Origin of the sequence: Peribacillus sp. NPDC096379, from assembly GCF_044762875.1 — a bacterium.
GTDB lineage: Bacteria > Bacillota > Bacilli > Bacillales > DSM-1321 > Peribacillus.
Genome location: NZ_JBIWFD010000001.1, coordinates 1,870,644 through 1,897,415 on the forward strand (window position 1 = coordinate 1,870,644; position 26,772 = coordinate 1,897,415).

28 protein-coding genes and 2 pseudogenes are annotated in these 26,772 nt (G+C 37.5%); 11 read left to right on the forward strand and 19 right to left on the reverse strand.

Going from position 1 to position 26,772, the window contains the following annotated elements; genetic code table 11:
- Positions 1 to 229: 229 nt before the first annotated feature.
- Positions 230 to 1,198 carry a DNA/RNA non-specific endonuclease gene (locus ACIQZI_RS08890; protein WP_062179872.1) on the reverse strand — a complete coding sequence of 323 codons (969 nt, stop codon included), beginning with the start codon at positions 1,196 to 1,198 and terminating at the stop codon, positions 230 to 232.
- A gap of 295 nt (positions 1,199 to 1,493) precedes the next feature.
- Between ACIQZI_RS08890 and ACIQZI_RS08895 the strand changes: the two genes are divergently transcribed.
- A complete protein-coding gene (locus ACIQZI_RS08895) occupies positions 1,494 to 1,652 on the forward strand; it encodes a hypothetical protein (RefSeq protein ID WP_172796831.1) in 159 nt (52 codons plus the stop codon).
- 478 nt (positions 1,653 to 2,130) lie between these two features.
- A complete protein-coding gene (locus ACIQZI_RS08900) occupies positions 2,131 to 2,997 on the forward strand; it encodes a PfkB family carbohydrate kinase (RefSeq protein WP_062179875.1) in 867 nt (288 codons plus the stop codon).
- Positions 2,998 to 3,422: 425 nt separating this feature from the next.
- On the opposite strand, the gene ACIQZI_RS08905 is transcribed toward ACIQZI_RS08900, so the two are convergent.
- A complete protein-coding gene (locus tag ACIQZI_RS08905; protein WP_062179877.1) occupies positions 3,423 to 4,010 on the reverse strand; it encodes an NAD(P)H-dependent oxidoreductase in 588 nt (195 codons plus the stop codon).
- A 120-nt stretch (positions 4,011 to 4,130) separates the two neighbouring features.
- On the opposite strand from ACIQZI_RS08905, the gene ACIQZI_RS08910 reads away from it, so the two are divergent.
- Positions 4,131 to 4,559 carry a MarR family winged helix-turn-helix transcriptional regulator gene (locus tag ACIQZI_RS08910; RefSeq protein WP_403071826.1) on the forward strand — a complete coding sequence of 143 codons (429 nt, stop codon included), beginning with the start codon at positions 4,131 to 4,133 and terminating at the stop codon, positions 4,557 to 4,559.
- Positions 4,560 to 5,092: 533 nt separating this feature from the next.
- On the opposite strand, the pseudogene ACIQZI_RS08915 reads toward ACIQZI_RS08910, so the two are convergent.
- From ACIQZI_RS08915 to ACIQZI_RS08935, 5 genes and pseudogenes are all read right to left on the reverse strand, one after another.
- Positions 5,093 to 5,660, reverse strand: a pseudogene (locus ACIQZI_RS08915) (sodium:solute symporter family transporter); the annotation flags it as partial.
- 52 nt (positions 5,661 to 5,712) lie between these two features.
- Complete coding sequence (locus ACIQZI_RS08920) at positions 5,713 to 6,474, reverse strand: GNAT family N-acetyltransferase (protein ID WP_403071829.1); 762 nt, start codon at positions 6,472 to 6,474, stop codon at positions 5,713 to 5,715.
- Positions 6,475 to 6,657: 183 nt separating this feature from the next.
- Positions 6,658 to 7,239, reverse strand: a complete 582-nt coding sequence (locus ACIQZI_RS08925; RefSeq protein WP_403071832.1) for a sugar O-acetyltransferase — start codon at positions 7,237 to 7,239, stop codon at positions 6,658 to 6,660.
- Positions 7,240 to 7,248: 9 nt separating this feature from the next.
- Positions 7,249 to 7,608: a cyclophilin-like fold protein gene (locus tag ACIQZI_RS08930; RefSeq protein ID WP_403071835.1), complete on the reverse strand. Its 360-nt coding sequence runs from the start codon at positions 7,606 to 7,608 to the stop codon at positions 7,249 to 7,251.
- 155 nt (positions 7,609 to 7,763) lie between these two features.
- Positions 7,764 to 8,498, reverse strand: coding sequence for an SDR family oxidoreductase (locus ACIQZI_RS08935; RefSeq protein ID WP_062179908.1), 735 nt, complete (start codon positions 8,496 to 8,498; stop codon positions 7,764 to 7,766).
- Positions 8,499 to 8,626: 128 nt separating this feature from the next.
- On the opposite strand from ACIQZI_RS08935, the gene ACIQZI_RS08940 reads away from it, so the two are divergent.
- Positions 8,627 to 9,526, forward strand: a complete 900-nt coding sequence (locus tag ACIQZI_RS08940; RefSeq protein WP_403071839.1) for a LysR family transcriptional regulator — start codon at positions 8,627 to 8,629, stop codon at positions 9,524 to 9,526.
- A 124-nt stretch (positions 9,527 to 9,650) separates the two neighbouring features.
- On the opposite strand, the pseudogene ACIQZI_RS08945 reads toward ACIQZI_RS08940, so the two are convergent.
- The 4 genes and pseudogenes from ACIQZI_RS08945 to lpdA form a co-directional block, all read right to left on the reverse strand.
- Positions 9,651 to 10,009: pseudogene (locus ACIQZI_RS08945) on the reverse strand (JAB domain-containing protein).
- 83 nt (positions 10,010 to 10,092) lie between these two features.
- Positions 10,093 to 10,650, reverse strand: a complete 558-nt coding sequence (locus tag ACIQZI_RS08950; RefSeq protein ID WP_403071842.1) for a hypothetical protein — start codon at positions 10,648 to 10,650, stop codon at positions 10,093 to 10,095.
- On the reverse strand, positions 10,607 to 11,035 hold the full coding sequence (locus ACIQZI_RS08955) for a biotin/lipoyl-containing protein (RefSeq protein ID WP_403071845.1): 429 nt from the start codon (positions 11,033 to 11,035) through the stop codon (positions 10,607 to 10,609). Before ACIQZI_RS08955 ends, ACIQZI_RS08950 begins: the two co-directional genes overlap by 44 nt.
- Before the next feature lie 37 nt (positions 11,036 to 11,072).
- Positions 11,073 to 12,476, reverse strand: coding sequence for a dihydrolipoyl dehydrogenase (gene lpdA, locus ACIQZI_RS08960; protein WP_403071848.1), 1,404 nt, complete (start codon positions 12,474 to 12,476; stop codon positions 11,073 to 11,075).
- Positions 12,477 to 12,670: 194 nt separating this feature from the next.
- Between lpdA and ACIQZI_RS08965 the strand changes: the two genes are divergently transcribed.
- Positions 12,671 to 13,237 carry a TetR/AcrR family transcriptional regulator gene (locus tag ACIQZI_RS08965; protein WP_403071851.1) on the forward strand — a complete coding sequence of 189 codons (567 nt, stop codon included), beginning with the start codon at positions 12,671 to 12,673 and terminating at the stop codon, positions 13,235 to 13,237.
- Positions 13,238 to 13,482: 245 nt separating this feature from the next.
- Here ACIQZI_RS08965 and ACIQZI_RS08970 read toward each other — a convergent pair whose 3' ends face one another.
- Together ACIQZI_RS08970 and ACIQZI_RS08975 are read right to left on the reverse strand one after the other, a co-directional pair.
- Complete coding sequence (locus ACIQZI_RS08970; RefSeq protein WP_403071854.1) at positions 13,483 to 14,052, reverse strand: SF0329 family protein; 570 nt, start codon at positions 14,050 to 14,052, stop codon at positions 13,483 to 13,485.
- Between the two features lie 689 nt (positions 14,053 to 14,741).
- Complete coding sequence (locus ACIQZI_RS08975) at positions 14,742 to 16,688, reverse strand: FUSC family protein (protein WP_403071857.1); 1,947 nt, start codon at positions 16,686 to 16,688, stop codon at positions 14,742 to 14,744.
- A 312-nt stretch (positions 16,689 to 17,000) separates the two neighbouring features.
- Between ACIQZI_RS08975 and ACIQZI_RS08980 the strand changes: the two genes are divergently transcribed.
- Positions 17,001 to 17,894 carry a LysR family transcriptional regulator gene (locus tag ACIQZI_RS08980; RefSeq protein ID WP_403071860.1) on the forward strand — a complete coding sequence of 298 codons (894 nt, stop codon included), beginning with the start codon at positions 17,001 to 17,003 and terminating at the stop codon, positions 17,892 to 17,894.
- 239 nt (positions 17,895 to 18,133) lie between these two features.
- Here ACIQZI_RS08980 and ACIQZI_RS08985 read toward each other — a convergent pair whose 3' ends face one another.
- The gene (locus tag ACIQZI_RS08985) at positions 18,134 to 18,289 is read right to left on the reverse strand and encodes a hypothetical protein (RefSeq protein ID WP_403071865.1); all 156 of its coding nucleotides are present in this window, start codon (positions 18,287 to 18,289) and stop codon (positions 18,134 to 18,136) included.
- A 9-nt stretch (positions 18,290 to 18,298) separates the two neighbouring features.
- Positions 18,299 to 18,487, reverse strand: a complete 189-nt coding sequence (locus tag ACIQZI_RS08990) for a hypothetical protein (RefSeq protein ID WP_403071868.1) — start codon at positions 18,485 to 18,487, stop codon at positions 18,299 to 18,301.
- A gap of 448 nt (positions 18,488 to 18,935) precedes the next feature.
- Here ACIQZI_RS08990 and ACIQZI_RS08995 point away from each other — a divergent pair, with 448 nt between their 5' ends.
- The gene (locus ACIQZI_RS08995; RefSeq protein ID WP_403071871.1) at positions 18,936 to 19,394 is read left to right on the forward strand and encodes a recombinase family protein; all 459 of its coding nucleotides are present in this window, start codon (positions 18,936 to 18,938) and stop codon (positions 19,392 to 19,394) included.
- A gap of 344 nt (positions 19,395 to 19,738) precedes the next feature.
- Here ACIQZI_RS08995 and ACIQZI_RS09000 read toward each other — a convergent pair whose 3' ends face one another.
- Positions 19,739 to 20,704 (reverse strand): HNH endonuclease, encoded by a 966-nt coding sequence (locus ACIQZI_RS09000; RefSeq protein ID WP_403071874.1) that lies wholly within the window; start codon positions 20,702 to 20,704, stop codon positions 19,739 to 19,741.
- A 124-nt stretch (positions 20,705 to 20,828) separates the two neighbouring features.
- Positions 20,829 to 21,449: a recombinase family protein gene (locus tag ACIQZI_RS09005; protein ID WP_403071877.1), complete on the reverse strand. Its 621-nt coding sequence runs from the start codon at positions 21,447 to 21,449 to the stop codon at positions 20,829 to 20,831.
- A 232-nt stretch (positions 21,450 to 21,681) separates the two neighbouring features.
- On the opposite strand from ACIQZI_RS09005, the gene ACIQZI_RS09010 reads away from it, so the two are divergent.
- A complete protein-coding gene (locus ACIQZI_RS09010; protein WP_253722434.1) occupies positions 21,682 to 21,981 on the forward strand; it encodes a hypothetical protein in 300 nt (99 codons plus the stop codon).
- A gap of 207 nt (positions 21,982 to 22,188) precedes the next feature.
- Here ACIQZI_RS09010 and ACIQZI_RS09015 read toward each other — a convergent pair whose 3' ends face one another.
- Positions 22,189 to 22,923: a ZIP family metal transporter gene (locus tag ACIQZI_RS09015; RefSeq protein ID WP_403071881.1), complete on the reverse strand. Its 735-nt coding sequence runs from the start codon at positions 22,921 to 22,923 to the stop codon at positions 22,189 to 22,191.
- Between the two features lie 141 nt (positions 22,924 to 23,064).
- Here ACIQZI_RS09015 and ACIQZI_RS09020 point away from each other — a divergent pair, with 141 nt between their 5' ends.
- Together ACIQZI_RS09020 and ACIQZI_RS09025 are read left to right on the forward strand one after the other, a co-directional pair.
- Positions 23,065 to 24,129 (forward strand): flavin-containing monooxygenase, encoded by a 1,065-nt coding sequence (locus tag ACIQZI_RS09020; RefSeq protein WP_403071884.1) that lies wholly within the window; start codon positions 23,065 to 23,067, stop codon positions 24,127 to 24,129.
- Positions 24,130 to 24,196: 67 nt separating this feature from the next.
- Positions 24,197 to 24,523 (forward strand): ArsR/SmtB family transcription factor, encoded by a 327-nt coding sequence (locus ACIQZI_RS09025; RefSeq protein ID WP_403071887.1) that lies wholly within the window; start codon positions 24,197 to 24,199, stop codon positions 24,521 to 24,523.
- Here the strand turns inward: ACIQZI_RS09025 and ACIQZI_RS09030 are convergent.
- On the reverse strand, positions 24,517 to 25,434 hold the full coding sequence (locus ACIQZI_RS09030; RefSeq protein ID WP_403071890.1) for a cation diffusion facilitator family transporter: 918 nt from the start codon (positions 25,432 to 25,434) through the stop codon (positions 24,517 to 24,519). The two genes, ACIQZI_RS09025 and ACIQZI_RS09030, sit on opposite strands and share 7 nt — an antisense overlap.
- Before the next feature lie 305 nt (positions 25,435 to 25,739).
- Here ACIQZI_RS09030 and ACIQZI_RS09035 point away from each other — a divergent pair, with 305 nt between their 5' ends.
- Positions 25,740 to 26,024 carry a hypothetical protein gene (locus ACIQZI_RS09035; protein WP_403071893.1) on the forward strand — a complete coding sequence of 95 codons (285 nt, stop codon included), beginning with the start codon at positions 25,740 to 25,742 and terminating at the stop codon, positions 26,022 to 26,024.
- Positions 26,025 to 26,772: the final 748 nt, after the last annotated feature.

Consider the following 26,772-nt stretch of genomic DNA (forward strand, 5'->3'; position numbering starts at 1 on the left):
TTCTTCAACTAAACTGCACTTTACTTCAATAAGAAAGAGCTATTCTCCTTCTTGAAGAATAGCCCCCGTTAGTGAAAAATAATTATATTTTCATCGTACAAATTTTATAGATGATATGACCATTAACTTCAGTTGTTCCTGTATAGACACCCATTTGCAAATTGTAATAAATCGTCCAACGAGGAAAATGTTCTTTCGTTCTTTTATTTTGCCTCAAAGTTCTAGGGGCTTACTCACCTACCATACCGTCGTTATCACGATCGTCCATATATGGGTATAACCAATGATCACTCGTTATTGGCATGCTATAACCCGCTGCTTTTGCTTCTTTAATCGTCACTTGTCCATTTCCATCTGTATCAACGCTAGAAATATCTTCAGTGCCATTCGAAGCATTGGACTTATTAGAACTTGTTGACTTATTTGAGTTAGTTGATTTACTTTCAGTTAATCCTAGAGATTTATTTATTTCATCAGGGTTGCCGTTATCAAACTCATCTACAATTTTATTCCCTTTTAAAGTGTAAGTGTACTTGTAATGAGAAGGAATCTGCGTTTCTGTATTAGGATATGTGATAATTGCTTCAAAATTAGTAGCTCCACCAGCTTTACGAATAGCGTCTTCCAAATATGCTTGATCACCATGTCGGTTAAGCGTACTATCTTGTGGCGTAATATTATAAGCATTTGATACCCCACCAAGAGAATCTGCAATAATATGTCCTTCATCTAAATCTGCTCTTTCTACACCAGGAACTTTTGCTTCATCAGCGTAGTATCTGCCAGACGATGTTACAGGTTCGGTACGGTCATCTTGTAGAACGATTTCGTCAGCAATGACACGAACCAATTGCCCTGCCTCATTCGTGAATGCATAGTAATGTCGGTCCCCAAAACCAATGTCAACGACGACGTTAGGTTCGCGATGTCCTGACAAATCACCACCATCAACTTCAATAAGTTTGTATCCCGAGAACAGGTCATTATTTTGTTCGGTTGACGTTTCTTCCACTACTGGTTCATCTACAACCGTAGTGATCGTCTCTTCTTTTTCGCTATTATTTTTATTTGTTTCAACTGTGGTTACTTCTTGTGAATCTGTTTCTACATCTGTATTGGATGTATCTTCTACGTTGGTACAACCAACCATAAAGATGATCGTTAAAAGTAAGATTAAATAGTTCATTTTCTTTTTCATTTTAAGACTCTCCTATAATAGTTTCATACTGTTCATTGTAAAAACGATGACTTTCAACTTATTCCCCCATAACTTATCTTGTCTTATCTTATTCTATAATATTATCATAAAAGACCAATATCCTATTGAATTAACCTGCCCGTTAGTTTAATAAGAATAAAAGACCTGCCGTAGCAATGAATTGTTCAACGAAAGCTCTTTTTGCTTTAATTAAAATTTGTTCAAATCCTCGGAATATACCTGGTGTTTTTTATAAATAATAAGATTGTTAAATAATAAATTAAGGAGGACTTGTATGCAACCGAATCAACAAGCTAATGAGAATTTGGGTTCTATTATGAAACCAGGAAGTGCCGGAACTAATGCCCAAAAAGTAAAACAAGAAATTCAAAAAGATGTAAGCGAAGGACAAGGTGCAATGACTTCTCGTGAGGCAGGAGCAATTCGGGATTAAAAAACCACCATAAGTAAAATATAAGAACAATTAGTTACCTATATAAAGCCTATATCTTAGATTACCGAGTAATCATTGATACAGGCTTTTTTTATACTCTTTCTTGAACTAACGCACCCTTTACTTTATGTGTAATTCTTCACAATCTTATAGTTAAAGGACCAAAAAGCTGAGGAAGAACCTTTTTTGAAACTCCCATTACCTCATAAGACTATGTATCTGTTAAAAACATAAACGAAGCTTTTTTAGCATTAGAAAATTTTATAAGCGAAAAAAGAGAGTGTCTTATAGCGGCCATGGTAAAATAGTGGTGTGGGGACTTGGAGAGAGAATTTTGGACGAATACAAAAAGTGTGACTACAACACTGGTTTACAGGTTTTAGAAAAAATGTAAGTTTTTAGTATGCAATAAAGTGTAAACATCTATGTAGACTATGAATTTTTGTTTCGTGTTGTTTGTAAAGGGAGTGAAAAGAAGATGATAAAAGGTTTATTTTGCGGTTTAACAGGTCTAGACATTACGTATTACCAAAACGAATTTCCATCTGAAAACTTCAAAAGTAAAACGAACGATTATCAAACATTTATCGGTGGTCCTGCTGCCAACGCAGCCATTACTTATTCGATTTTAGGAGGGGATGCCACTCTTATTACCTGTTTGGGAAACAGTACGATCGCTAAGGCAATCAAAACCGAGTTGACAGATGATTATCATATAAAGGTAATAGACCTGGCGGAAGATGAGAATCGATTACCCAGTTTATCCAGTGTATTGGTAAACATGCAAAAAGCCACTCGAACAATCTGGAGCGGTCAACAACAGTTTTCCATTAATAATGAAACTATCTATGAAAATCTAATAATGGAAAGTTCATTTTGTTTTTCTGATTGCAATATTCCTGAAATATCCATTAACTTTCTAAAAAAATCGAGAATGTCTCAAAAACCTATCATTTTGGATCCTGGTTCTTGGAAATCACACTTTCCTGAATGCTTATCGTTGGCTGATGAAATAATCGCCTCTATCAACTGCACTCCCCCAGAAAGAGATTTAGTCACTTTTTTAAAATCTACAAGTGTACAGAACATTGCACTAACAGATGGAGAAAACGATACATTGTGGTTTTCAAACTCCAAGCATGGAAGGATTCACATTCCAAAAGTAGAGGCCATAGACACTTTAGCAGCAGGGGATATATTACACGGTGCTTATTGTTATTATCGGTATCATGAAAACGAACCATTTGTTGAAGCATTAGAAAAAGCCACATTGGTGGCATCTAGAAGTGTTCATTATGCAGGACCTCGTGAGGGTGTTTTCAAGTTTATGAATAATCGTTTTTAATTCGTTCTTTTTAAAAATTAATTTATAGAAAAAGAGGGTATGTCCCTCTACCTTAAGAAGTCTTAAAAAATTGTCCCTGCAGGCGATGCTTACTTTTGCTGCTATGAATTTAAAGAAGTTGGCAACATGGACTTGGACCAGTTCAAAAATGGTATAAAAATTGACCCCAGATGGGGCTGCTTCAAGAAAAATTTAACATTAAAATACTTTAAAATGTAAAAGGGCACCTGAATAGGGACATTCAGAATGCCTTTTGTCTATAATCTGAGATCTTCAATCGAAGATCATTTTTTTATGCTGTTTATTGAAGTAAAGCCCCCGTTAGTTGAACAACATTTTTGAAATAATTTTCAGATAAATTATCATTAACAAATGTCACTTCAAATGAGTCATTAATGCTTCTTTCCGATCACTTTATATTTTTATCAAACGTCTATCATTTTAAAATAGCGATAAATTTTTTCCAACTTCTTTATTTGATTTCCCTTTGGACTTTCCATATTACCAAATTCAAAGAACTTCACTTTTTTGATTCCTACAAAATTAAATAATGCTCTTTTCATCAATGTTTTGTGAGCATTGTTCAACCAGAAAAAAGGATAATGTGTAGGTCCCTTCATAGTGGATACACATACAACTGACTTTCCTTTCAAAAGACCTTCTGGGAAAAGTCCTTTCTTATCCTTATACGCGAAATTAGATGCAAATAATTGATCTATGTACCCCATAAGCATTGCAGGTGGTCTTCCCCACCAAATTGGATAGACAAAAACAATCTTGTCAGCCCACATAATTTGATTCCGATATTTTTCAAGTTCGGAATCCGTATGCATATCACGTCTTCGTTTCTGTTCATTAAACATTAGGAGTGGGTTAAAGTCCTCTTCATATAAATCTAAGACCTGTAACTCCTTTATGTTAGGATTTTCATTACTTCCTTTGATTACTTGTTGTAAAAATGCATAATTTAAACTTTCATGATTAGGATATGTGTAAATAACTAGCGTTTTCATAACACACCTCTTTTACTTATCATTTGATAAGTAAATCATAACACTCTGTATTTTTTGTTGTCAAATGATAATTGTATTATGATAACAATTTTGTTATCTTATCTGTAAGAGGTGAGAGAAATGGAGAAAAAAGCTCTTTTTACTAAACTTGTGTCATTTACAACTTCCGTTCATCGTGTGACACAGGAATTAACACAAAACGCCAAGTCGGATTCAATCACACCCGTTCATTATAATATTCTTGAATATGTCACCGTCAGTCAGCCTGTGACACCAAGTGAGATTAGTGATTGTCAGCATATGTCTATGCCTAATACCAGTCGTGAACTCCGAAAGTTAATTGAAAAAGGATTAATTGAAAAAATAAGTGATACCGAGGATCGACGTAAGCAATATATACGTCTTTCGGATGAAGGGGACGACCTGATGAAAGAGGCCTTTGCAACTATAGAATCTAAGTTCCTAGCTAGAATACAAAATGCTTCTAAAGAAGATTTAGAGGAAATTGACCGTGCCTTAGATATTCTTCAGACAAAACTATTTTTTTAATCCAGATAATGAACAGAATAAAGGCCCCATCAATTGAGTGTTGATTAATTATGACTAAGCCACTTTTAATTGATGGGGCATTACTTATGATAAGGTTCTCCCCCAATATGTCTAAATGAGGTCGATTTTTTTATCCGTTTTATTAAACTATTACTTGCTATAGTTAATCTCAATCCACTTTTTACTTCGAACAATTCTTAGCTGTCATGTGGACTTCATACTCTGAGTTGCTTGTAAAACATGCTTGATTCTTTTACTAATTTTACTGATATGATGTTTACTCGTTTTAATGTTTGCATAAACATCGCCCCTACATATATATATATTAAATTACTATTAAAACAATCTTATGTATGGATCTCCTTTACAATAAAAAGTGATACAATTTATTAATAAATACAACGTGCCACACATCATTTAGACCGTGCCAATGCGGTTGTTCAAGATGTCGAGGTAAGTAATAGGATTCGTTAAATAAAAAATTCCAGTGATTTTGTTATATACTGGGCGTTGAACTACACCCTCTTAATTCATTATTCTTTCGATGAGCCGTCGTTTAAATAAACCTCGTCACTTTATAAATCTTTTGTTCTGGATAACGTAGATTAATAACCGCGTCCTGCAATTCTTGTGCCGGGGCACGCGTTGAGAGTGACACAATTATATTGGTTGCGAAGGCAGCTATCGCTCCGAAAATACCAGCGTCTGGATAATACCTAGTATCGCAAAGCCACCATATTTCGCACTGAAAATATAAAGAAGTGTCACAGATAAACCGACAAGCATACCGGCAATTGTTCCTTTTGCGTTAGCACGCTTCCACCAGACGCCTATTACGAGTGGGGGAAAGATAGTACCAAATGCCTACGTAACGATTTGTGTAATAACACCAGGTGGATTTAGTGCAATAAGTCCAGCTAGTAGTGTTGCGACGATAATCGAAATACGACCTACAAATAAACGTTTACGTTCAGAGGCTTGTAGATTGATGATGCGGTAATAAATATCATGTGCGAACGAAGATGATATAGAAATCATTAAGCCCCCAGATGTGGATAACGCGGCCGCCATTGCACCAACAGCAACGAGACCAATAACAAAACACTCTTCAACTAACCTGCTCCATTAGTTGAAGTAGAATGTTTCACAATCATTAGCTATCCAAATTGAGAAAATTCTTTTTCATCATTGTAAAAACTACTGGATGACCATAAAATTCGCCCTTATTTTCTTTTACTACTTCGAACCCTTCTCTTTCATAATAAGATATATTGGGATTCCCTTTATACACCGTTAACGATAAAGTAGTTGGATCTTTGAAGTTTGCAAGTCCAATTAGCAATAGTTGTTTTCCAATCCCTTTTCCTTGGTGGTTAGGATGAACATATAAGGACTCTAAGAATACGTTTTTATCAGATAAATCCCCCGAGAAAAAAGCATATCCCATAATCTCTTCATTATTTTCAGCAACCAAATTTAAAGAGGATTTAAACCGATTATTCATCTCTTCATTTCTACGTAATTCTCTTGGTACTGGAACATCCTTCATTCCATCGGCCGTAAAAATCTGCTCTCCTGAAGCCACGGCTGAAGGTGCTACTGCTTGACGATGATGTAGCGTGTTATCTGGATGAGAAATCCTTCCTACATGCATTAATTGTATAAAAAGATGGCCGCCTTCATGATGGACCCGATCGGAAACTTTTTTCCATCCTTGAATATGGGAATTGGTATAAATTCCTGGTGTATTTAAGTATCCCTGACCATCTTCAGAGGGTTGCGTACCCTCACTAATAAGTAGACCTAGCGAAGCACGTTGCCCATAATATTCAGGACTTAAATCTAAGGGTGTTCCGTCAGCTAATGCTCTGCTTCTGGTCATCGGTGCCATAGCCAAACGATGAGGTAATTTCATGTTTCCAACATGTGATTTCTTCCCATAATTTTTTCATCAAATATTATCTCCTTATTTATATATAATCTGCGTAAATGCCACTACTTTTAATGAACATGGCCATACTTTGGTCAATTGAAAAGTCGTCTCAAGCCTATCTCGTTGGAAAGTGCCATCTCCACGATTGTTTTATTTATTCAGTAATTACTTTGAATAATTATCAATTTTCTTTATAATTTTTGCTGGTACTCCTGCAACGATAGTATTTTCTGGGACATCCTTGGTGACAACTGCTCCTGCTGCAACAACAGATTTGTCGCCAATTGTTACACCGGGTAATATGGTTGCGCTTGACCCAATCCAGACATTTTCGCCAATGACTACTGGAGAGGGATATGTTGTGTTTCTTGTTTCTACGGATAAACCATGATTAAGTGTAGCAATCGTGACATTCATACCTATCATCGAACCGTCTCCTATACGAATTCCACCTCTATCTTGGAAGGAACAGCCTGTGTTGAAAAACACATTTTTTCCAATCGTAATATTTTTACCAAAGTCTGTATAAAACGGCGGAAAACACATAAAAGATGAATCGACTTTATTGCCTGTTAGTTCACTAAAAATCTCCACTATTTCTTCTTTTGAACGATAGGAGGTATTCAATGCCATTGTGATCTTTTGCGCTTCAAAGCTACATTGAGTTAATAGTCCATGCAATTCTTTATCTTCACCCGAAACGGGGTTGCCTCTTTTACAAAAATCTATAAAATCTTTCATGTCCATTTTTATTAATCACCTCTCTTCAATACCAATTGTTACTTCGATATTTCCTGGATAGTTTTCTAATAATTCGACGCCCTCTGTAATTTCACCGATTTTTACAAGACCACTGATATACTCATGACTATCTTTATAATAGATAACTAATGCTTGCCCTGGTGTCCAATAAGAAATATCTCCTTTATCATGGCTAGACACAGTTTGATCTACATGTAATCCATGAACTTTTGCAAATTTTTCACGTTTATACAGATCTCGCATATCCAACTTCAAAGGTAGGCGTTTTACAAAATCTATAGCAGTGACGTTAATCTCCATGGTTGCCTTAAGTTCCTCATGTCCAAAGGAAAGTATCATTTTTTGTTCTTCCATCACATTTACCTCCTTTGTGGACTGTTGCGTCGATGATTGTATGGAAGCAGTCATTTCACTTTCCGAAGCAGTCTTTACTTTTTCCTCTATGCTACATCCAATGGGTGGCGGATAAAGGAAAAAGTATGAATAAACGCTAATTCGCTTCGATATGTTCAGATTCCCTGAGCAGTTGGACGAACGATCATATCGCTAATTGACATACGGTCAGGTGTATCAATCGCAAACACTACAGCAGTCGCAATATCTTCTGAGGTTAGTCCCCACTCTTTTTGTGCTTCATGAAGTTCATCTGCAACTTTTTTATTGCTAATCGTTTTATATAACTCAGTCTGTACCGCCCCTGGAGATATAATGGTCGATTTGATATTATTTTCCCGTTGTTCTTGTCTTAGTCCTTCCATAATTGCTCGTACTGCAAACTTTGTTCCACAGTAAACAGCCGAATCAGGGTATACCACATGTCCCGCAACGGAATCTGTTGAGATAATATGTCCTGATTTTTGTTTTTCCATGATCGGTAGCACAGCAGCGATTCCATTTAAAACTCCCATGATGTTGATATCGAGCATTTCCTTCCATTCATCACGGCGCCCCTCTACAAGTGGTGCAGTTGGCATGATACCTGCATTGTTATAAAGCACATCAATTTTTCCATATGTGTCTAATGCAAGCTTTGCAACCTGACTAACATCTTCATGATTTGTCACATCCGCTTGTTGAATGAGAATATTTGCTTTAGGAAACTCTTCCTTGATGGCTTCAAGACGATCTAATCGGCGTGCAGCTAATATCAACTTTGCATCACGTTTTGCAAGTAACTTTGCAGTTGCTTCACCAATTCCACTGGATGCCCCCATAATAATAATTACCTTATCTTTAATAGCCATCTATAAATCCTCCCTTTAAAAGTATTACCTTTGCAATTACATAATAAATTGATATGATTCGAATATCCAATACCTATATCAAATACACTCGTATGCCTTTTGAGTATACGTGTAATAAGGAGATTGTTATGGAAATCCGAGTGTTACGCTATTTCATTACTGTAGCAAATGAAGAGAATATTTCGGCTGCCGCAAAACAGCTACATTTGTCGCAACCTACATTATCAAGACAATTAAAAGACCTTGAAATGGAATTAGGAACAGCTTTATTTGAAAGAGGAAATCGAAAAATTACTTTAACAGACAAAGGGAGATTCTTATTAAAAAAAGCGAAAGAAATCGTTGAGTTAGTTGATAAAACCGAAGCTAATTTTAAAGAATCAAAAGAAATGATTAGCGGTGAAATTTACATTGGTGGTGGTGAAACAGAAGCGATGCATTTTATTGCCAGAACATCAAAAGAATTACTTGAACATTATCCAAATATTCGATTTCATTTATACAGTGGGAATGCTGACGACATTGCAAGTAGATTAGATAGTGGATTATTGGATTTTGGCGTTGTCATAGAACCCACAGATAAACAAAAATACGATTACATAAAATTACCGGCTACTGATGTTTGGGGGGTTTTAATGCGAAAAGATAGTCCTTTAGCGTCCAAGCAGTTCATTCAACCAATAGATTTAATGGATAAACCACTGCTGATTTCACGTCAAACTGCTGTCAGTAACGAATTCACAGGATGGTTTGCAAAGAATATTGAGGATTTCAATATTGTCGCGACCTATAATTTGCTTTTCAATGCTGCACGAATGGTCGAAGAAAATATTGGATATGCGTTATGCTTAGATAAACTTATTAATACATCAGGAGATAGCAAACTTTGCTTTAAACCATTAAATCCTAAATTAGAAGCTAATTTAAATATTGTCTGGAAAAAACATCAAGTATTTTCTATTGCAGCAAATAAATTTTTAGAGCAGCTTCGAAATAATATTAAAATACACAATTTAAAAAATACTTAATTTTGATACGAGGTATATAAACAATAAAGCTGACAACTCCATATCAACATAAATATCTATATTAAACTTTTTCAAAGAGTAACAAAAACTAATGTTTTTGATACAGCTGCTTTTAGGTTAAATGTTATTTTCCGGCCTCGGCTAATTGCTTTGTCACCTCAACATCTTCACGAATCGGTGTGGGGTCGCCTGATGGCTGACTATGATGAATTCAGCATTATTTAGAATATCGCTGTTCATAACATCCCTTGGATAGACAATACTTGCACTCAAACTTCCCATTGATGCTCTCTGAAGCCCTATAACCTGATATTTGGTGTTGAGCATCATCACAAGAAATACTTCTCGATCTTCATCTGCAATAAATGAAACCGCTAATTCTTGCGCATCTCCTGGTGATGCAATCCGATAAGATGAAAACTCTGATGTTTCCCTGATTTCCTGTTTAATTCGTACCACTTCAAAAATTGGAGTTAATTTCATTTAAAACGCTCCTTTTTCGCATGATTTTGTACGTTACTTTTTCCAATGATTTTCTGGCTGATCGTTTGGGCTTGTCCCACCTCCTAATTGTTTTTTCTTTCGTAGATTTTGGGGTTAATTTTTTCCTTTTGTCTTTCAAAGCGGAGTTTGTTCCCCAAAGGGGGATTATTTTTTCCTCTTTTGCAAGTAGAACGAAAAACACGTATAGGCAATGGGTCAAGGGCGGTCTGAGCGCAAAATTTTTTTATGCTGCGTAGCGTTTTTAATAAAAAAGTTTTGTGCCCCTTGACCGATTGACTAGGCTTCTTAGCTTTTAGCCGGTAAGGTTCGGGTGTCCTACCGGCTGAAAGGTTAGAAAGTTTACGCTGTTTTACGATTCGGAAGGCAAAAGGGAAAAATAAAATAAAATAAAATAAAAGGCAGCCGGATGGCTGCATTCCTTTCGTCTTTATCTCTTTGACCTTCAGTTCTTCTGCTCGTTCGGTATGGCGGGAACCGCAAATGGAACAGGAACCTACGGAATGTAGGCTAGCGTTATCAAGACCTAAATCGTAAAAAGTCATAAAAGCGCCCGATTGCTGAAGAACAAGATAATGTTCATGCAACGTTTTTTTGATTAACCTTAAGCTTTTGGATTTCACTTTCCTGAATGTAGAGGTCTGTATAATAGGTATTCTTCTGCAGAATCACAATCGGCATTCCTTGCAGCAGCTGATCCCCCGGCTTTACAGCAATCCTGTTGATCAATCCGTCATCAGGCGCGAATACATCCACTTCTCCTCCTTCAGCTGATGTAACCTGCAATAGCACATCTCCCTGTTTCACCGAATCGCCTACAACCGCATTGACCTTTACAATCGCCCCTGGACTATCCTGATACAATATTGTCGTTTGCTCCGCTTCAAGCACACCCTGCTTTCTACTTTCAGCCTGGCTAACAGCATCCTTTCCTTTAGCAGCAAGAAGCGAACCTCCTGCTATCAGCACAACCGCCATGCCGATATAAAAGCCTACTTTTATCTTCATTCTTTTATCTCTCCCATCCCCTAATCTTTATATGTTGTTAAATCTGTTGCTCTTTTTTACTTTTCATCATCATTTTTCTGACTGCATTTTCGGCAGCCTCCATAATTACTTCTCCCAATGTGGGATGGGGATGAATCGTCATAGCCAAGTCCTCTACCGTTGCCCCCATCTCGATAGTAAGTCCAAGTTCAGATATGAGTGTTGATGCCTCCACCCCAACGATTTGTGCACCAATTACGATTCCTGAGGTCGGGTTCGCCACAATCTTGACGAAACCTTCGGTTTCCCTCAATGCCAATGCTCTTCCGTTGATCGCGAAAGTGGATTTGCCCACAACAATCGGGATGGATTTTGCCTTTGCTTCCGTTTCACTTAAACCGACGCTTGCCAACTCTGGATTAGAAAAGACGACGAGCGGAATGGCTTTATAATCCATCTCGGAGGCATGGCCTGCTATGGCTTCTGCCGCAATCTTGGCTTCATAGGAAGCTTTGTGAGCGAGTGCCGGACCAGCCGTAATATCTCCAATTGCGAAAATATGCGGGATAGCCGTTCTGCACTGTTCGTCCGTCTCGATCAGTCCCCTGCTCGTTACCGGCAAGCCTATGCGTGCAAGTCCTAACTTGCCGTCTGTATTTGGTTTTCTGCCGATAGTCACTAACGCATATTCCGCTGTAACATGATGCTGCTCCTGATTTTTTAAATAATGCAGTGTAATTGAATCCGCATTCTGCACCACTTTCTCAGCTGTCGCCCCGCCTATAATGTTAATACCATCGGCAAGCATCTGCCGGACAACAGGGGCCGCAAGCTCTGTCTCGAATCCCGGTAGCACTTGTTCTCCGCCCTCCAGAATCGTTACCTTTGTTCCAAATTTGGCATACATTTGCCCCAGTTCAACACCAATGTAACCGCCTCCTATAACTACCAGGCTAGTCGGAACCTCGGGGAGCGACAGCGCTTCTGTGGAAGACAAAATACGCCCTCCAACCGGAAATGCTTGCAGTTCAATCGGACGAGATCCCGTTGCCAATATCGCGTACTTAAATGAAATGGTTTGCTCCGCTCCAGATTGATTGATAATCGCTGTATGTTCATCAACCAAACTAGCCTCTCCTTCCAGAATGCTCACACCGGCAGACTTTAATAAATAACTCACTCCGCCTGCCTGCTTATTCACAATCCCTTGCTTGAAATCCTGAGCATTCTTAAATGACGCTACCCCATCTACATTGTTGAACTGTCTGAGCACATCATAGCGATGTGATTCTGCAATTAATGCTTTGGATGGAATGCAACCAACATGCGTGCAGACTCCGCCAAGCTGACTGCGTTCGACAATCGCCGTCTTCATACCAAGTTGTGAGGAGCGTAGCGCCGCTACATACCCTCCCGGCCCTGATCCAATGACCAACGTTTCTACGGATTCAAACTTATTCATATCCTGATACCCCCTGTTGAAATTTTTTAAAATATGATGATCGTAATATATTATAACCATCATATTTTAAAAACGTCAACAACCGCGTTTAGCCTTTTTTGAGCTAACGTTTGCCGGATGGCTAAATTGACACCTCATATTATGACGATTATAATATTTTAAAGATAGAATTATGAAGCTGTGGAGTGATTACAATGCCGTATCCCAAAGGCCATAAGATGAAAGTGCGGAATAAAATCGTTGAAAGTGCTGCCAAGGCTTTTCGCACTAATGGTATCCACGATGTAAGTGTTCCCTTCGTTATGAAGGGGGCCGGGTTGACTCACGGAGGGTTTTATTCACATTTTGACAACAAAGAACAGCTCGTCGCCGAAGCCTGCCGGTATGCCATCAGCGATACCATCGCACTTCTGCAAGAAGCCGCTGACCAGGACAAGCAGTACCCCAAAATCAATACTGTCATTGATTATTATTTAAGCCCGTATCACCGCGACCAAACAGAGATGGGTTGCATTCTTCCTGCCCTTTCTGGCGAAATATCCCGCTCTTCGGAAGAAGTTCGGCAGGTATTCACCCATGAACTAGAGCGGATGATTGCTTTTATCTCCAATCTGGCGGACATTGACACGTCCAAAGGTAGCGCACTGCTCAATACCATGGTTGGTTCTCTTGTGCTCGCACGGTCTGTTAATGACCCTGCACTTAGCAACAGCCTTCTTTCGGCAGGCAAGCAGTATGCCAAAGAGCTGGTTATGAACTAGTCTTCCATGATCCCTTATACAATTTGCAGATTTGGGTGCTGGTTGATCCATAATTTCCAGCCACGAAACACACAAAAACACGCCAATGAATGGCGTGTTTTTGTGTAAATCATAATAAGCTGCTCCTCAATCCTATTATTGTTTTTCAGCAGAATTGTTATTGCTCTCACAACCTACACAAAGCTGTTAGTAAGCGTAAGGTCTCAAGAAAAAACCTCCCGATGGGGGGAAAGAGTCATTTATTTTCATAACGTACTAACCCGTAGTTCATAAAAATACTGCACAATTGGATGCTTTAACTTCATCTTCTCGGTCAAGTTTAAAATCCGCTTTTTTCCAACTCGTCGATCAACCAAAGCTAGAATATTCAATAAGATATCATTGCTCTCTAAGCTTTCCTCTATAGAAGTGGATAAATACTTAGTAGCCACAACGTTAAAGTTTGATTTACTTAATGATGACTGTGCTGACAAAAGCTCTTTTGCATATTCTGATATTTTTCTACTTCTAGCAATTACTATTAGACGATCCTCTGGAACGATCCCCTTAGTATCTTGTCTGACCGCTTCAATTTCTTCATTGTTGATCGGAATTTGGATATCTGAATCATTCTTAATTTCTAGATCCGTCTGATACCATCTGATTAAGGTCGTTATATCTCTCATATTGAGTACGTTCTTTTTATCTACGGCAATATAACAAATTCCTGCTTTATCAGGTAAATAACGGTAGCTGGTTGAACGGTATTCGACCCTGCCATATAACGCAGGACAGAGAAAACTCTCCAGCTGTTGCTTCAATTTACTCCAGGACATATATCCTCCTATGTTGTATATTACAAATACCTATTGAGGCAGTCGTTCTATTATCCATAATACAATAACCAACACATCATTCATACTAAATACAAGCAACCTTGCGTTTTTAAAATCACTTTAGAAAGAATAATAACCCTTAACATTACTTTTAAGTTTCAAATTAACATCCTTATAGAAATCCTTGTCCGTATACACTTGAAAATCATTATTTTTATATTTTTCAAATAGCCAACTTGAAATAGTCTGTAAATCATTCCTTGTTAGTATACTACCGCCGGAAAGGTTTTCTTTATATTTTGACGTCGCTAAATAATTGAATTCGGCAATTTGAATACCCTCAATAATTTCACTTCTTTAGAAAAAAACGTTTATTACATTAAATAATTTCCGAAACAAAAAAAGATTGTGAAAGAATGTAGTTAAATGTAGTGTAGTGATTTAAAAATAAACTGCAATTATTAAAATACCAACAGCAGCCGCATATAATTCATGTTTTATCACATAACTGATGGTCTTTGAGATAAATCAAATTAAGGTTGAAATCCCTATTATTTATGCAAAAAATATAGTGCCATTTATAGTGTGGATTAACTATCAAATACATATTTTAGAGACAAACGTCATTTAATTCTAAATTAATGACGTCAAATAAAAAAGAAAGTTACACGTTTGGTTCCTGCCTCTTCTTATATGGAAACTCTTTCATCCATTTGAAGAAATTTTTGCAGGGTAATAATCTCATTCTGTATGCTTAGAAACTCTTCTATTTCAGGGACGCTTTTTATAGATGGTGACTGTTTTCGATTGGTGGCATTAGCCATCGTTTCACAAACATAAAGCAATTGGGCAAGGGTATCATTTGAAAGAATAGGACGTCTAGTGGTTTTTGAAGAATTTTCCAATAAATACCCTAATTGCTCGATGGAAAATATAACAGGCCAGTAATATTCCAATGCCCGTTGATTAACCGGAAGCTCTCCTGCAGCTGTATCATGTAATGTTTTTAAATTAATTAAATTCGTTCGCATTTTCATTCTTTCTTTGCTTTTTGTAGCATTAAAACCGATTCCCTGATCAGAGAAAAGAACTAATAAAAATTGCGCCTGACTTCGGATCGTTTTGGTTATTAAATGTGGAAGACGACTAGAGGCAGAATACCTACCTACAATCCATACTCCTAGAAGACCAATAACAATTCCAACCAAAACATCGATTAATCTAGCTGAGGCAAAATAAGAAAAGCTAAAGCTGCCGTGACTCGTACTTTCAGCCATCAGCAATGCATTCGGTGTAAAGAATAACGCGGCTAAACCATAATTTTTTACAATAAATAGCTCTGTAATAAACGTCAAAAGCAAAATCAAGAAAACGAGAATGTAGCCAGATGGGTGAGTAGCAAGAATCAAGCTAGCAATCAGAATACCTAGAATTGTACCAAATCCTCTTTGAATGGCACGATGATAGGTAGTGACAATAGTCGAGCCTGACAAAACTGCTACACAGGATAACGGCACCCAATAGGACCGTGTCAATTCAAACTGATAGGCGATAATAGCAGCAATAATCGTGACAACACCGAACCTTACAGAAGTAATAAAGATAATAGAATTTTTGTCAAACGCTCCCAAAAGAATAGTCTTGAGTGATGGTTTGGAAATCTGAATCACTTGATTAATTTTGGATGTTGGTTCATTCATAATGGCATCTGCATCATAAATTTTTGTGAATAACTGAACAATTGTTTCATTTATTTCTTTAGGCTGAAGAATTTTTTTAATGACACTCTCTCTTTTATTTTTCTGATCCAGTGAATTTGCCAGATATCGGACGGATTCTCCTACTTCCGATGGTATTTTCGAGCTGGTTTCTGAAAAATTTTCAAGCATGTACAAAAAGATCATGTTTGCATGACCGTTTATTACATATAATTGCTTAAATAGATCCGTTTGTCGCCAAGGGATATATCCTGCTGCAAGTGTTTCTTCTGCCTCTTTCAAGACTGACATGACACGGTGTCTTGCCTCATTAAATTTCTCTGTACCAATTGAATCCAGAAACGCAGCCAGTTCTAAATATACTCTTTTTACTACACTGGTTTCCGGACCATGTGGATCAAAAAACCAACCTATCATGGCAATCACCCATGATAGAGCTCCACCAAGAAAAACAAGGCCGGCGCGCAAAGGAGCAAGCTCTGGATGAACTGGCATACCTGTTGTCATCGCAAAAACTAAAACAAAAAAGATTGCAGAGGGTCCAATAATTTTCAAAGCTCCAAAAATAAAAATAACCGTAGCTCCAATAATCCCCATCAAAATGGCTACTGCAAGTGGATAAGGAGCAGCAAGAGTCCCCAATGCGGAGATTAAAGTCATCCCAAGTACGACAAAAAATAGCTTTTTAGCTCTTTGAGCATAGGGAATATTAAATACGTAAAGATAGGTAAAGCCCCCCATCCCAGCTATCAACCCATATTCTGGATTCCCCAATAATAATCCAATAAGGACTGGAAGAGCTGCGGCTAATCCTGCACAGAATGCCTTTATCCATGGAAATGGCTTTCTATTAACAGTCAAAGCCTGCTTTATGATGGATGGAGATTTAGGAGAGGCAGATTTAGAGGTTTCTCTCATACTGATTGCTCCTTTTCTAAAATCATTTACTTATTAATAAACTTACAAGAACACTGTCTTAATATTTTTTTAAGAACCTTTATTTATACCCATCCTCCGGCAAAAGGCTCTATAATAATGGCTGCTAATAAAAATAGTGTCCCAACTTTATAAGTGCCTGCATGAAATAAACCTACCAAATACAAGGAAGAGCTGTTAATAAAAAACTGGCATCTCCTATTATACTTCTGTAAAGCTATACATAGCTAATTGTCTTTTTTATCAATTCCATGCATTATTGTAATATCATCTATTTTTTTGGAGGAATTATTCATGGATTGGCATCAACTAAAATATTTTCAAACATTGGCGAACATTGGGAACTTTACGAGGGCTTCCGTGGAATTAGTCCTTTCTCAGCCAGCATTGAGTCGTTCAATTTCTCGACTTGAAGAAGAGATCGGTGTTCCTTTATTCGAACGGAAAAGTCGTGGAGTGATATTAAATAAATATGGTGAAATTTTTCTACAGCATGCAAATCGAGCTTTATCAGAAATAGATGCAGCAAAACAAGAAATTAATGATTTAATAAATCCCCTTCATGGAACAATTTCACTAGCTTTTATTCAAACTCTTGGCTCCAGTTTTGTTCCTGAGTTAATTAGTGCCTTTCAAAAAGAAGCATCAGGAATAAACTTTCAATTGTATCAGCATGCTACAAGCAAGATTTTAAGCCAATTAGCATCTACGGAAATTGACATTGGTTTTTGTTCACCACAAGAACCCCTTGAAAATCTTAGCTCTATTCCAATCGTGAAGAATGAATTATTTTTAATTGTGCCCGTTAATCATAGACTTGCTGGTACAGATGAAATAGATTTATGTGAAGTAGCCAATGATCCATTTGTGCTTTTCAAGCCGGAAACGGCTATGCATGATGTTATTGAGAGGCTTTGCCATGAAGCTGGATTTCATCCAAAAATGGCTTTTGAAGGCTTTGAGGAGAGAATCGTCGCAGGACTTGTTGGAGCAAAGTTTGGTGTTGCCCTCATTCCTTTTATACCTGGTCTTGATAAGAAAAAAATTTCACTTATTCGTATTCGAAAACCACAAAGTGTAAGGGTAATCCAAATGGTTTGGAGAACAAATGGATATATGCCACCTGCAGTAGAGAGGTTCAAGACCTTTGTTGAAAAGACAATTCAGTCTTCTGAATATGAAGGCTAATATAAACTGGGTACTCTCCTATAAACTACACCCATACAGGGTACACACCAATACAGCCACCCTCTTTAAGGATGTCTGTATTATTATCAACTAGCTTTTGATCTCTCATAAATTTCGTTTTTTTGAAATTATCTCTCTTACGATATGGTTGGGTTTATTCCTAAAGCCTTTGCTTCCTTGAGCAAAGGCCACTTTTTTTACGAGTTTCTCCTATATATATGATTTATTTCGAAGGTCCCTCATACGGCCCTAACCAACTTATCAAAAATCGTCTTCTTTACGCCTATTTCCTGCATGGCCTTTACAGCTGTTATCTCTCCTGATTTCCATCGATTATATACTTGTTCAAATTCTTCCGTAATGGTGGCTTTCGGTCGACCGAAGGCTTGTGCCATTTTTCAATGTCAAGCCCATTCCCTCACGCTGCCGTTTTCGAATTCGCTTCCTTTTTCTTCTTCCACCATCCAAGAAAGAAGCTGCAAAACGAGATCTACAATGAAGGTTCTTAAACTCTCCTTAAATTGAGTCTTATCGAGCAAGCCATATCCAGCACCATAATGTTCGCCTACGTGTTCTTCATGATAGCCCTCCACTCCTCTAAAATTTTCTCTTTATTCCGACTGAAAAAATCCAAGTAATATATATAAAACACATCCCTTTTCTTTTCATGGCTCCAATTTGTCGTCCTTCATTTTGATTCTTGCTACTCCCTCGTAGGCAACTAAATTAGAGAACGAACGTTCCGAAACTTTTTTCTATTTTTCTTCCAACCCCTCCGTCAAAAACGGTCGTAAAATTATCCTTTCCATTAGAAATATCTGTTGGAAAAGTTAATTTCAAAATTATATATTTATTGAATCATGTGACTGGCATTATTAAGTGACAGCTTCATCATCTGTAACAAATATGAACGGTTTTGTTACAGTGAGTTCTGACAAGAACCTTTCCTAGCAAACTCGTAAAATTAATGTAACAAAAATATGTAACAAAATATTTTTCTATGATTTTTGATACGATATATTGTAAGAGGTAAGAGTACAAATGAATTTTGGTTACATGCGCGTTTCTACCGTTGATCAAAATTTGGATCGCCAAAAGAAACAGCTTGAAAAATTTGGATGTGAACGCATCTTTTTTGAGAAATTAACAGGAACTAAACGGGATCTTATAGAAATCACGGAACTCATTTCCCAAAAGGGAGCACACCTAAAGAGCTTAAAAGAATCCTGGCTTGATACAACTACAGCTCATGGGAAAATGTTATTTACTATTTTTGCTGGGGTTGCACAATTTGAGAGAGATTTGACTTCTGAACGAACTAAGGAGGGCATTCTAGCCGCAAAGAAGCGAGGGAAACTCCCTGGAAGGCCCAAAGCTGATGAAGAGAAAATTAATTATGCCTTATATCTTATTGCACAAGGAATGAATCGGACGGATGCAGCTAAAAAGGCTGGTATCTCTCGTATGACTCTATATCGAAAGATACAAAAAAAGAACTAAAAAATGGGCAAGATAGTGGTGTTTCTCTACTTTTCCCCTGGTTACACGAACGCTGTTACTGGGCCTTAGAAGGCGGTGAAGAATCATTTCTTCATAAGATGGAGACATACAAAACAATATTAGGACTAGGTAAATAAGAGAAGATATAACCTTCATCCTCGTTCGTTACGTAAATATAGTTCCTATAGAAAAAAGACTACAATCCATTAATAGATTGTAGTTTTTTACTTGTCATAAAAAGGCGGTGATACTGTACGTTTAAACAGGTTTCTCAAAAAATCTCTTCTAGGTCCCTCCCGGAATATTACATTAAAAGATGTAGCAAATTATGATTGTTCCCCCTTTTAAACCTCTATTAAGACTCCCTTTTGTCGAATTTCCAATTTACTATTCATTTTAAAAATATTCTTCTTATGCCACTTAAAATACACTTTATTTTCAGAATGAATCTGTATTTTAGCCCTTGGTACTAATCTATACATCAGATAGTCTTCATCACAGATCACTGAAGAAATATGCAAACGTCCTTGTCCATCAAATGCAATCAAACCTTTATCATAAAGTGCATCGTGATTACAACAAAGCAGCACGCCATTATATGGATCTAAACGTTCTACATTTGTACTATCTTTCCAAGGTTTCGAATGGCTCGCTCTTAATAATTCAGGTAAATTTATACCACACAACGCACACTTACTTTCCCATAGTGGCAACAAATCTTTCCTAAATTTTTGCTGACCCAAACGAATTTTCGTTTTCACTTCAGATTCTGTTTCAACGATCACTGGAATTAATGTATTGTGTTCAGTTATTTTTACATCATCAATCGATATTTCTAACTGCTCTTCATTTACTTGATAAATGTTCAATTCACTAATTAGTTCTAGCAATTTAATCGCTAGTTCTTCGTTACATGGATATAAATAGCCTTGATTCCCATTTGCATCTTGCTGGAATGGTGAATATTTAATCGGTAATAATGGCAAGATCTCATTAAACTTCTCTCGCACATTAACCCGTTTGTCTAATTCATGGTATTCTAAATTCACTAAATAACCATCGTCATTCCATCTATTATGACTTTGCAAGATAGATGGTTTGCTACCGGATTTACAGCTTTCACTGGCAATGCTAATAGCAACGATATTTCCTTTCACATAGTGAAATACTCGATCCCCTTCCTTTACTTCCGTCATCCGTTTCCATGAATGTGGTACATTGCCTCCTTTATCTTGTTGTGGAGACCAAATAATACCTAAATCTTTTTCTTCCTGGTAAGTGTGCCCTTGCATAACAATAAAATTATTCAAATTGCTTCCTCCTAAACCACGTGCCTGTTTCTTTATTTTCTATTGTATTTGTATATAGTACTTTTAAATTATTGAAAAGCATCCGCTTATCGACAAATGCTCCTTTTTTGACGTATTTCTTCTATTAGACATAAACCTTTTTAATGTCATTTTCATATTCTTTAACCAATTTATAAAAAGTCGTCTTTTTAATATTTAATTCTTCCATCGCTTTAACAGCAGTCATCTCTCCTGCTTTCCAACGATCATAGACTTCTCTGAATTCTTCAGTAACCTCAACTTTAGGCCGACCAAATACTGTGCCATTTTGCATAGCCAAATCAATGCCCTCACGCTGCCGTTTTCGAATTCGATCCCTTTCTTCTTCCGCCATCCAGGAAAGAATCTGTAAAACAAGATCCGCAATGAAAGTTCCTAAACTATCCTTAAATTGAGTCGTATCGAGCAAAGGCATATCTACCACCACGATATCGGCCTGTATGTTCTTCGTGATGTCATTCCACTCCTGTAAAATCTCTTCTTTGTTCCGTCCAAAGCGATCCAAGGAATGAATATATAGCACATCTCCTTTTCTCAACATTCGTTTAAGCAACTGATATTGAGTTCGATTAAAGTCCTTTCCACTTTGTTTGTCCATGAAAATATCTCGTTCGCCTATTCCCTTTGTTTTCATGGCTTCAAGTTGCCGGCCCTCGTTTTGATCCTTGCTACTAACTCGTATGTATCCAAACTTTCGAACGTCCATTTAAATCTCCTTCATTTAGGTTCTTTTCTATAATTCTATCAAAAAACGTTCATAAAAGTATATATAATTCAATGAACGCTCGAAAAATGAGTTTGAAATTTTACGAACCAAAGGGCATGGTTCATCCTCAAGATTTCCAGATGTGGTAGCAATAAAGAAAGATGTTTATTAATAATTGAACAGGTTACTATATATACGAACACTCATTAATCTATAGAAAGGATGAATGATTTTGTACTCTACGAAAGATCTACATCAAACAGGAGAAAAAGTAACAGAATCCGGTCATTACTTTGATAAAGATGGGGAACATATTGTCCTTCAACAAGGGGATGTATTTCCAGATTGTCCTAAGACAAATCAGCCAACAGCATGGAGACATGAAGATCATGAACATCACACCGGGGATGTAGTAACGGAAACGGGTCATTATGTTGATATAGATAAGGAACATGTAGATCTTACTCAGGGTGAGACTTTTCCAAATTGCCCCAATACAAATCAACCAACTGTATGGAAACATGCCCAATAATTAATTACGCACTGAGATACGAGAGGTGGTAATCAGGACCATCTCCCTCGTAATTATTATTGCCATGTCTTTATTTGATGTCACTGAACTGCAGCAGATAAGTCATGTGTCCAATTTTCAATCATCCTACTTGCAGAGTTCTTCCATTAGGTAACTGTAATAAGGAGAGGCTCTAGGAACCTATCCCCCCTTTCATTGAAGTATTACTCAATGGCTAAATAAAGCCGTTTGCAGGAAAAGAAAAGACAAGAACCCAGCCAGTGCAACTCCGACAATCAACGGGGTGAATCGGTCTACAATCCCCTTATATAATATTTCATATAGAGTTACATAACTAAGCGTACCTACTGCCGTCCCCAAAAAAAGAGTATATATCTTTATAGAACCTGAATTTAAGAAAATTCCCAAATATGTAGTGACCCCCACTACAAAAGAAAGTAAAAGGCAGAACACCCAAAAGATTTTTAGATTGACATTGGATACCATAACAGAAATCATCATGACCATTCCTTCTGGGAAATGATGAATCAAAATAGCCCAGAACAGGGATGGATCTTGGAATTTCTGATCCTGAATGCTCATACCTAAAGCCAATCCCGTAGGAATGCTGTGAATAAAGAGTGCTAGGAACATGAAAATGTACATCTCGGGCTTCTCGAAATGGACATCTTTCACATTATGCAGAACGCGATCCATGAGTAGCATGAAGACGATACCCGATGACAGGCCAGTGAGTATTCCAAATGAATCATAATTACTGATTGTTTCCGGAAGGATTTCTAGCCCCAATAATCCGGCCAATAATCCACCACAAAACATATGTAATAGCCGATAATTCTTCCTCAAACCTCCAGCCACATACCTTGTCGCAAGACCACCTATGCATGTTCCAAGAAATATCATGGTCATTATGAACACACTGATTCTTATACCCTCTATCATACACTCCCCCAAAAATAAAAGTTTGTACATTATATTCAAAATTGGAAGGTTAAAACTCATTTATTTTACTACTGCCTCCAACACCAACACCTTTATGCTAAAATGTGATTATATGCTCATATATGAAAATTGCGGAGGTGGATGACTCTGATTATTTTAGATGCAATCGTGATCGGAGCAGGTCAGGCTGGTCTCTCCATGGGGTATTGGCTCTCAAAGAGCGATAACAGATTTATCATCGTTGATGGAGGGACCCGTATAGGGGATACTTGGAGGAAAAGGTATGATTCCCTAACCCTGTTTACACCAAGATGCCTCAGTTCCCTTCCAGGATTAACCTTAAAGGGAAATCCTCAGGGATTTCCCACTAAAGACGAGGTCGCAGACTACCTTGAACAATATGCCCTAGCTTTTGATTTACCTACCCAAATGGAAACTGAAGTGATTGTTATGGAAAAAAAGAATGATATCTTTTTTTTGACGACAACAAAAGGTACATTTAGAGCAAGACAAGTCATTATCGCCACAGGTCCTTTTCAAACACCTTTCATTCCAGAAATCGCCGGGAACCTTTCACCCCAAGTATTTCAAATACACTCTTCATGGTATCGTAAACCTTCCCAACTAAAAAAAGGGAATACTGTAATCGTGGGTGGAGGTAATTCTGGAGCCCAAATTGCAGTCGAACTTGCTGCAACGAGGAAGGTTTATCTATCGGTAGGCCAAAAACTGAGACACTTCCCGTTGTCCATTTTGGGAAAAAGCACATTTTGGTGGTTCGACCTACTTGGGATTCTAAAGGCGAAAAGAGACTCTAAAATTGGAAAGACAATCAGGAACGCAGGTGATCCGATTTTCGGTTTTGAACTCAAGAAATTTACAAGAGATGGTAGCATAACCATTTTACCTCGGACCATAAAATGTGAAGGACATTCATTGGGATTTTTGGGCAATGAGAAGCTGGAGGTTCAGAACATTATTTGGGCAACAGGGTTCAAGTCTTCTTATAGTTGGATTCAGATTCCTAATGTATGTGACGACATGAGTAACCCTTTCCATCATAGAGGCCTATCCAAAGTCAAAGGTTTGTATTTTTTAGGGAGACCATGGCAGCAGAACCGTGGTTCAGCCCTCTTGACTGGAATCGGTGAAGATGCTAAGCATTTAGCCGCAGTCATGCAAAAAATAAAAAAATCATGGGTATAATACCCATGATTTTGTAAGTCCTTAAAGTCCGATATAATTGTTATAATCAGTATAGGGAGTTGATCACATGGAGAACCAAAATGATAATCATCCGAGCTTGACTGGAGATCTTGATGAGGAAACATTATTTATCGTCTCGCAAACTTTTAAATCCTTATCCGATCCGACCCGATTACGCATTCTACATTTACTGTTTCAAGGAGAATACTCTGTAAATGATATTGCCGATAAATTGTCCTTGCTACAATCAACCGTTTCACACCAACTTCGTTTTCTTAAGAACCTGCGTTTGGTGAAATTCCGAAGGGAAGGAACCTCCCTTTTCTACACGCATGATGATGAACACGTTATGGACCTCCTGAAACAGGCCATCGAACATGCCAACCATCAATAATCACATGTACCATGCGGATTGGCGCATCCCTGATCCGCATTCTCCACCTGGATCGTACTGTGTTCGAACCCAAATTCATCGTGAAGGATTTTTTGTGCTTGATGGAGTATCGCGTCATGGTTTCCGTCCCCTCCGAACTCGATATGGCAACTTAACATTGGCACCTCTGAGGTGATTGACCAGATATGCAGGTCATGTACATTTTCCACTTTAGGGATGCTCTGTAACGTATTCTTCACTTTTTGTATGTCTATCTGTGAAGGGGTCCCCTCCATCAGGACATGGAACGATTCCTTCGTCACCCTCCATCCACTAATGATGATCAGGATGGCCACAATGATACTGGCAATAGGGTCTGCTATGCCCCATCCAAAGAACATGATTAGAAGCGCAGCCACAATGGCCCCCACTGAACCAAGCATGTCCCCTAATACATGAAAAAATGCACTCCTTACGTTCAGGTTTGTGTCTTTATCCGCCCTCATCAAGATGGCCGCTGCAATAATGTTCACAATCAATCCTAGCACCGAGATCAATAACATACCCATGCTTTGAACTTCTGGGGGATACATCAATCGTTGATACGCCTCATAGAAGATATAAAGGGAGATGGCCATTAACGTAATACCATTTATGGAAGCTGCGATGATTTCGGATCGTCTATACCCGAATGTATGTGTGGATGATGCCTTCCTTCCCCCTAACTTGATGGCAGCCAAGCTAAGCCCCATGGCGGCTGAATCACTTAACATATGCCCTGCATCTGACAGTAGTGCCAAGCTATTTGTGACTATTCCACCGATTACTTCCACAACCATAAAACTAGTAATGATAAGAAATGACATAAATAATGCTTTTTTATTACCCGACCCATGACTATGACCATGGGAATGTCCGTGGTTATGACCCATTGCCAACACCCCTCCTATATATGAATATATGCTCATATATATTATGTTGTATAAAAAGGTTTATTTCAACTATTTGTACTATTCCCTTCCTGCTATAATTCAATAGAAAAGATAATGACATTCCTATAATCCTAATTTAAGTAAGGTTATGGTTTAAGGTTCATGCCCCATTATAAAGACCTGAAGCAGCTATTGATATTCCGAAGTTGTAATATTGTATAATAATAGATAACAGGGTTGTTTCTGAACTTTTAGAGGTATTAACAAAAAGGATATGGGTAATTAAATAAAGGAAAGAAAAGTTAATGATCATTGCAGTTAGCGCAGCAATAATTAGAGCTGTAGCTGGATTAATTGGTGCATCCATTCCACAGGTTGCAAATTGGATTTTGACCTCTCAAAATTATAAAAGAGAACTAAAAAAAGAATTTCAAATAAAAACAACATTAGCATATGGACTGTTGTTTACAGCTATTAGTGAGCTACTTTACGATTTAGATACAGCAAAACAAAGAAATTGGGATATTGAATCATTATTGATGAATCACGTTTCAATTATCAGCGATTTATTATTACATGAGGGTATATGATTAGATTTAGATGACGTACATCTAGAACGTTATCTGAGTTCATATATTCGTACTCCTTTTTAACGAAATCGGTGGTGTAACTTTTGGTGTCCTTTCATCAAGTAGCCAAGTAGCTGCAGAATGTGTAGGAGTGATTGGAAACATTGGCGACATCTGTAGGTTTGGAATAAAGTTCAATCAAATTGATACTAATTACTTTAATAAATGAACAAAAGAAAAGAGCGTGTTTTGAAAAAAGATTAATCAAAACACGCTCTTAATAGATCCCGGTGAATCATTCTTTTATAAAAAAGATTGATCATTTCTGTGATCCATCGTCAATTAAAGCGCCCTTTAATGGAATAACTTTATTATCACTTAACAGGTTCTTAATCCACAAGAAAAACCGAAATTCCTTCTTTATAGAGATAGGAAATTCCGGTTCAGCTTTTTTCAAAACGGTGCGACTTTTTTATAAACAGTTCAACTTTATTTCAAAGCCACAGCTAGAACGAAATTAGAAATGATTTTATGGGACTACCTATCTTGTACTTACTACAAGCTGAATGTATGATTTTAGTTATTTTCGTACATTCATTACAGTATGGACTCCCATATGCTTTGCATAATGAACGAAAAGCTGAACCCCCACTCCATTAATGGAGTGGGGGTTTTTATTAGTTTCACCTACTAGATCAAAATCAAAAAACGCAAACTTGATATTCTTTTACTTTTCTAAGGGAATTTTAAGGTTCCTCTTCTTTTTCTT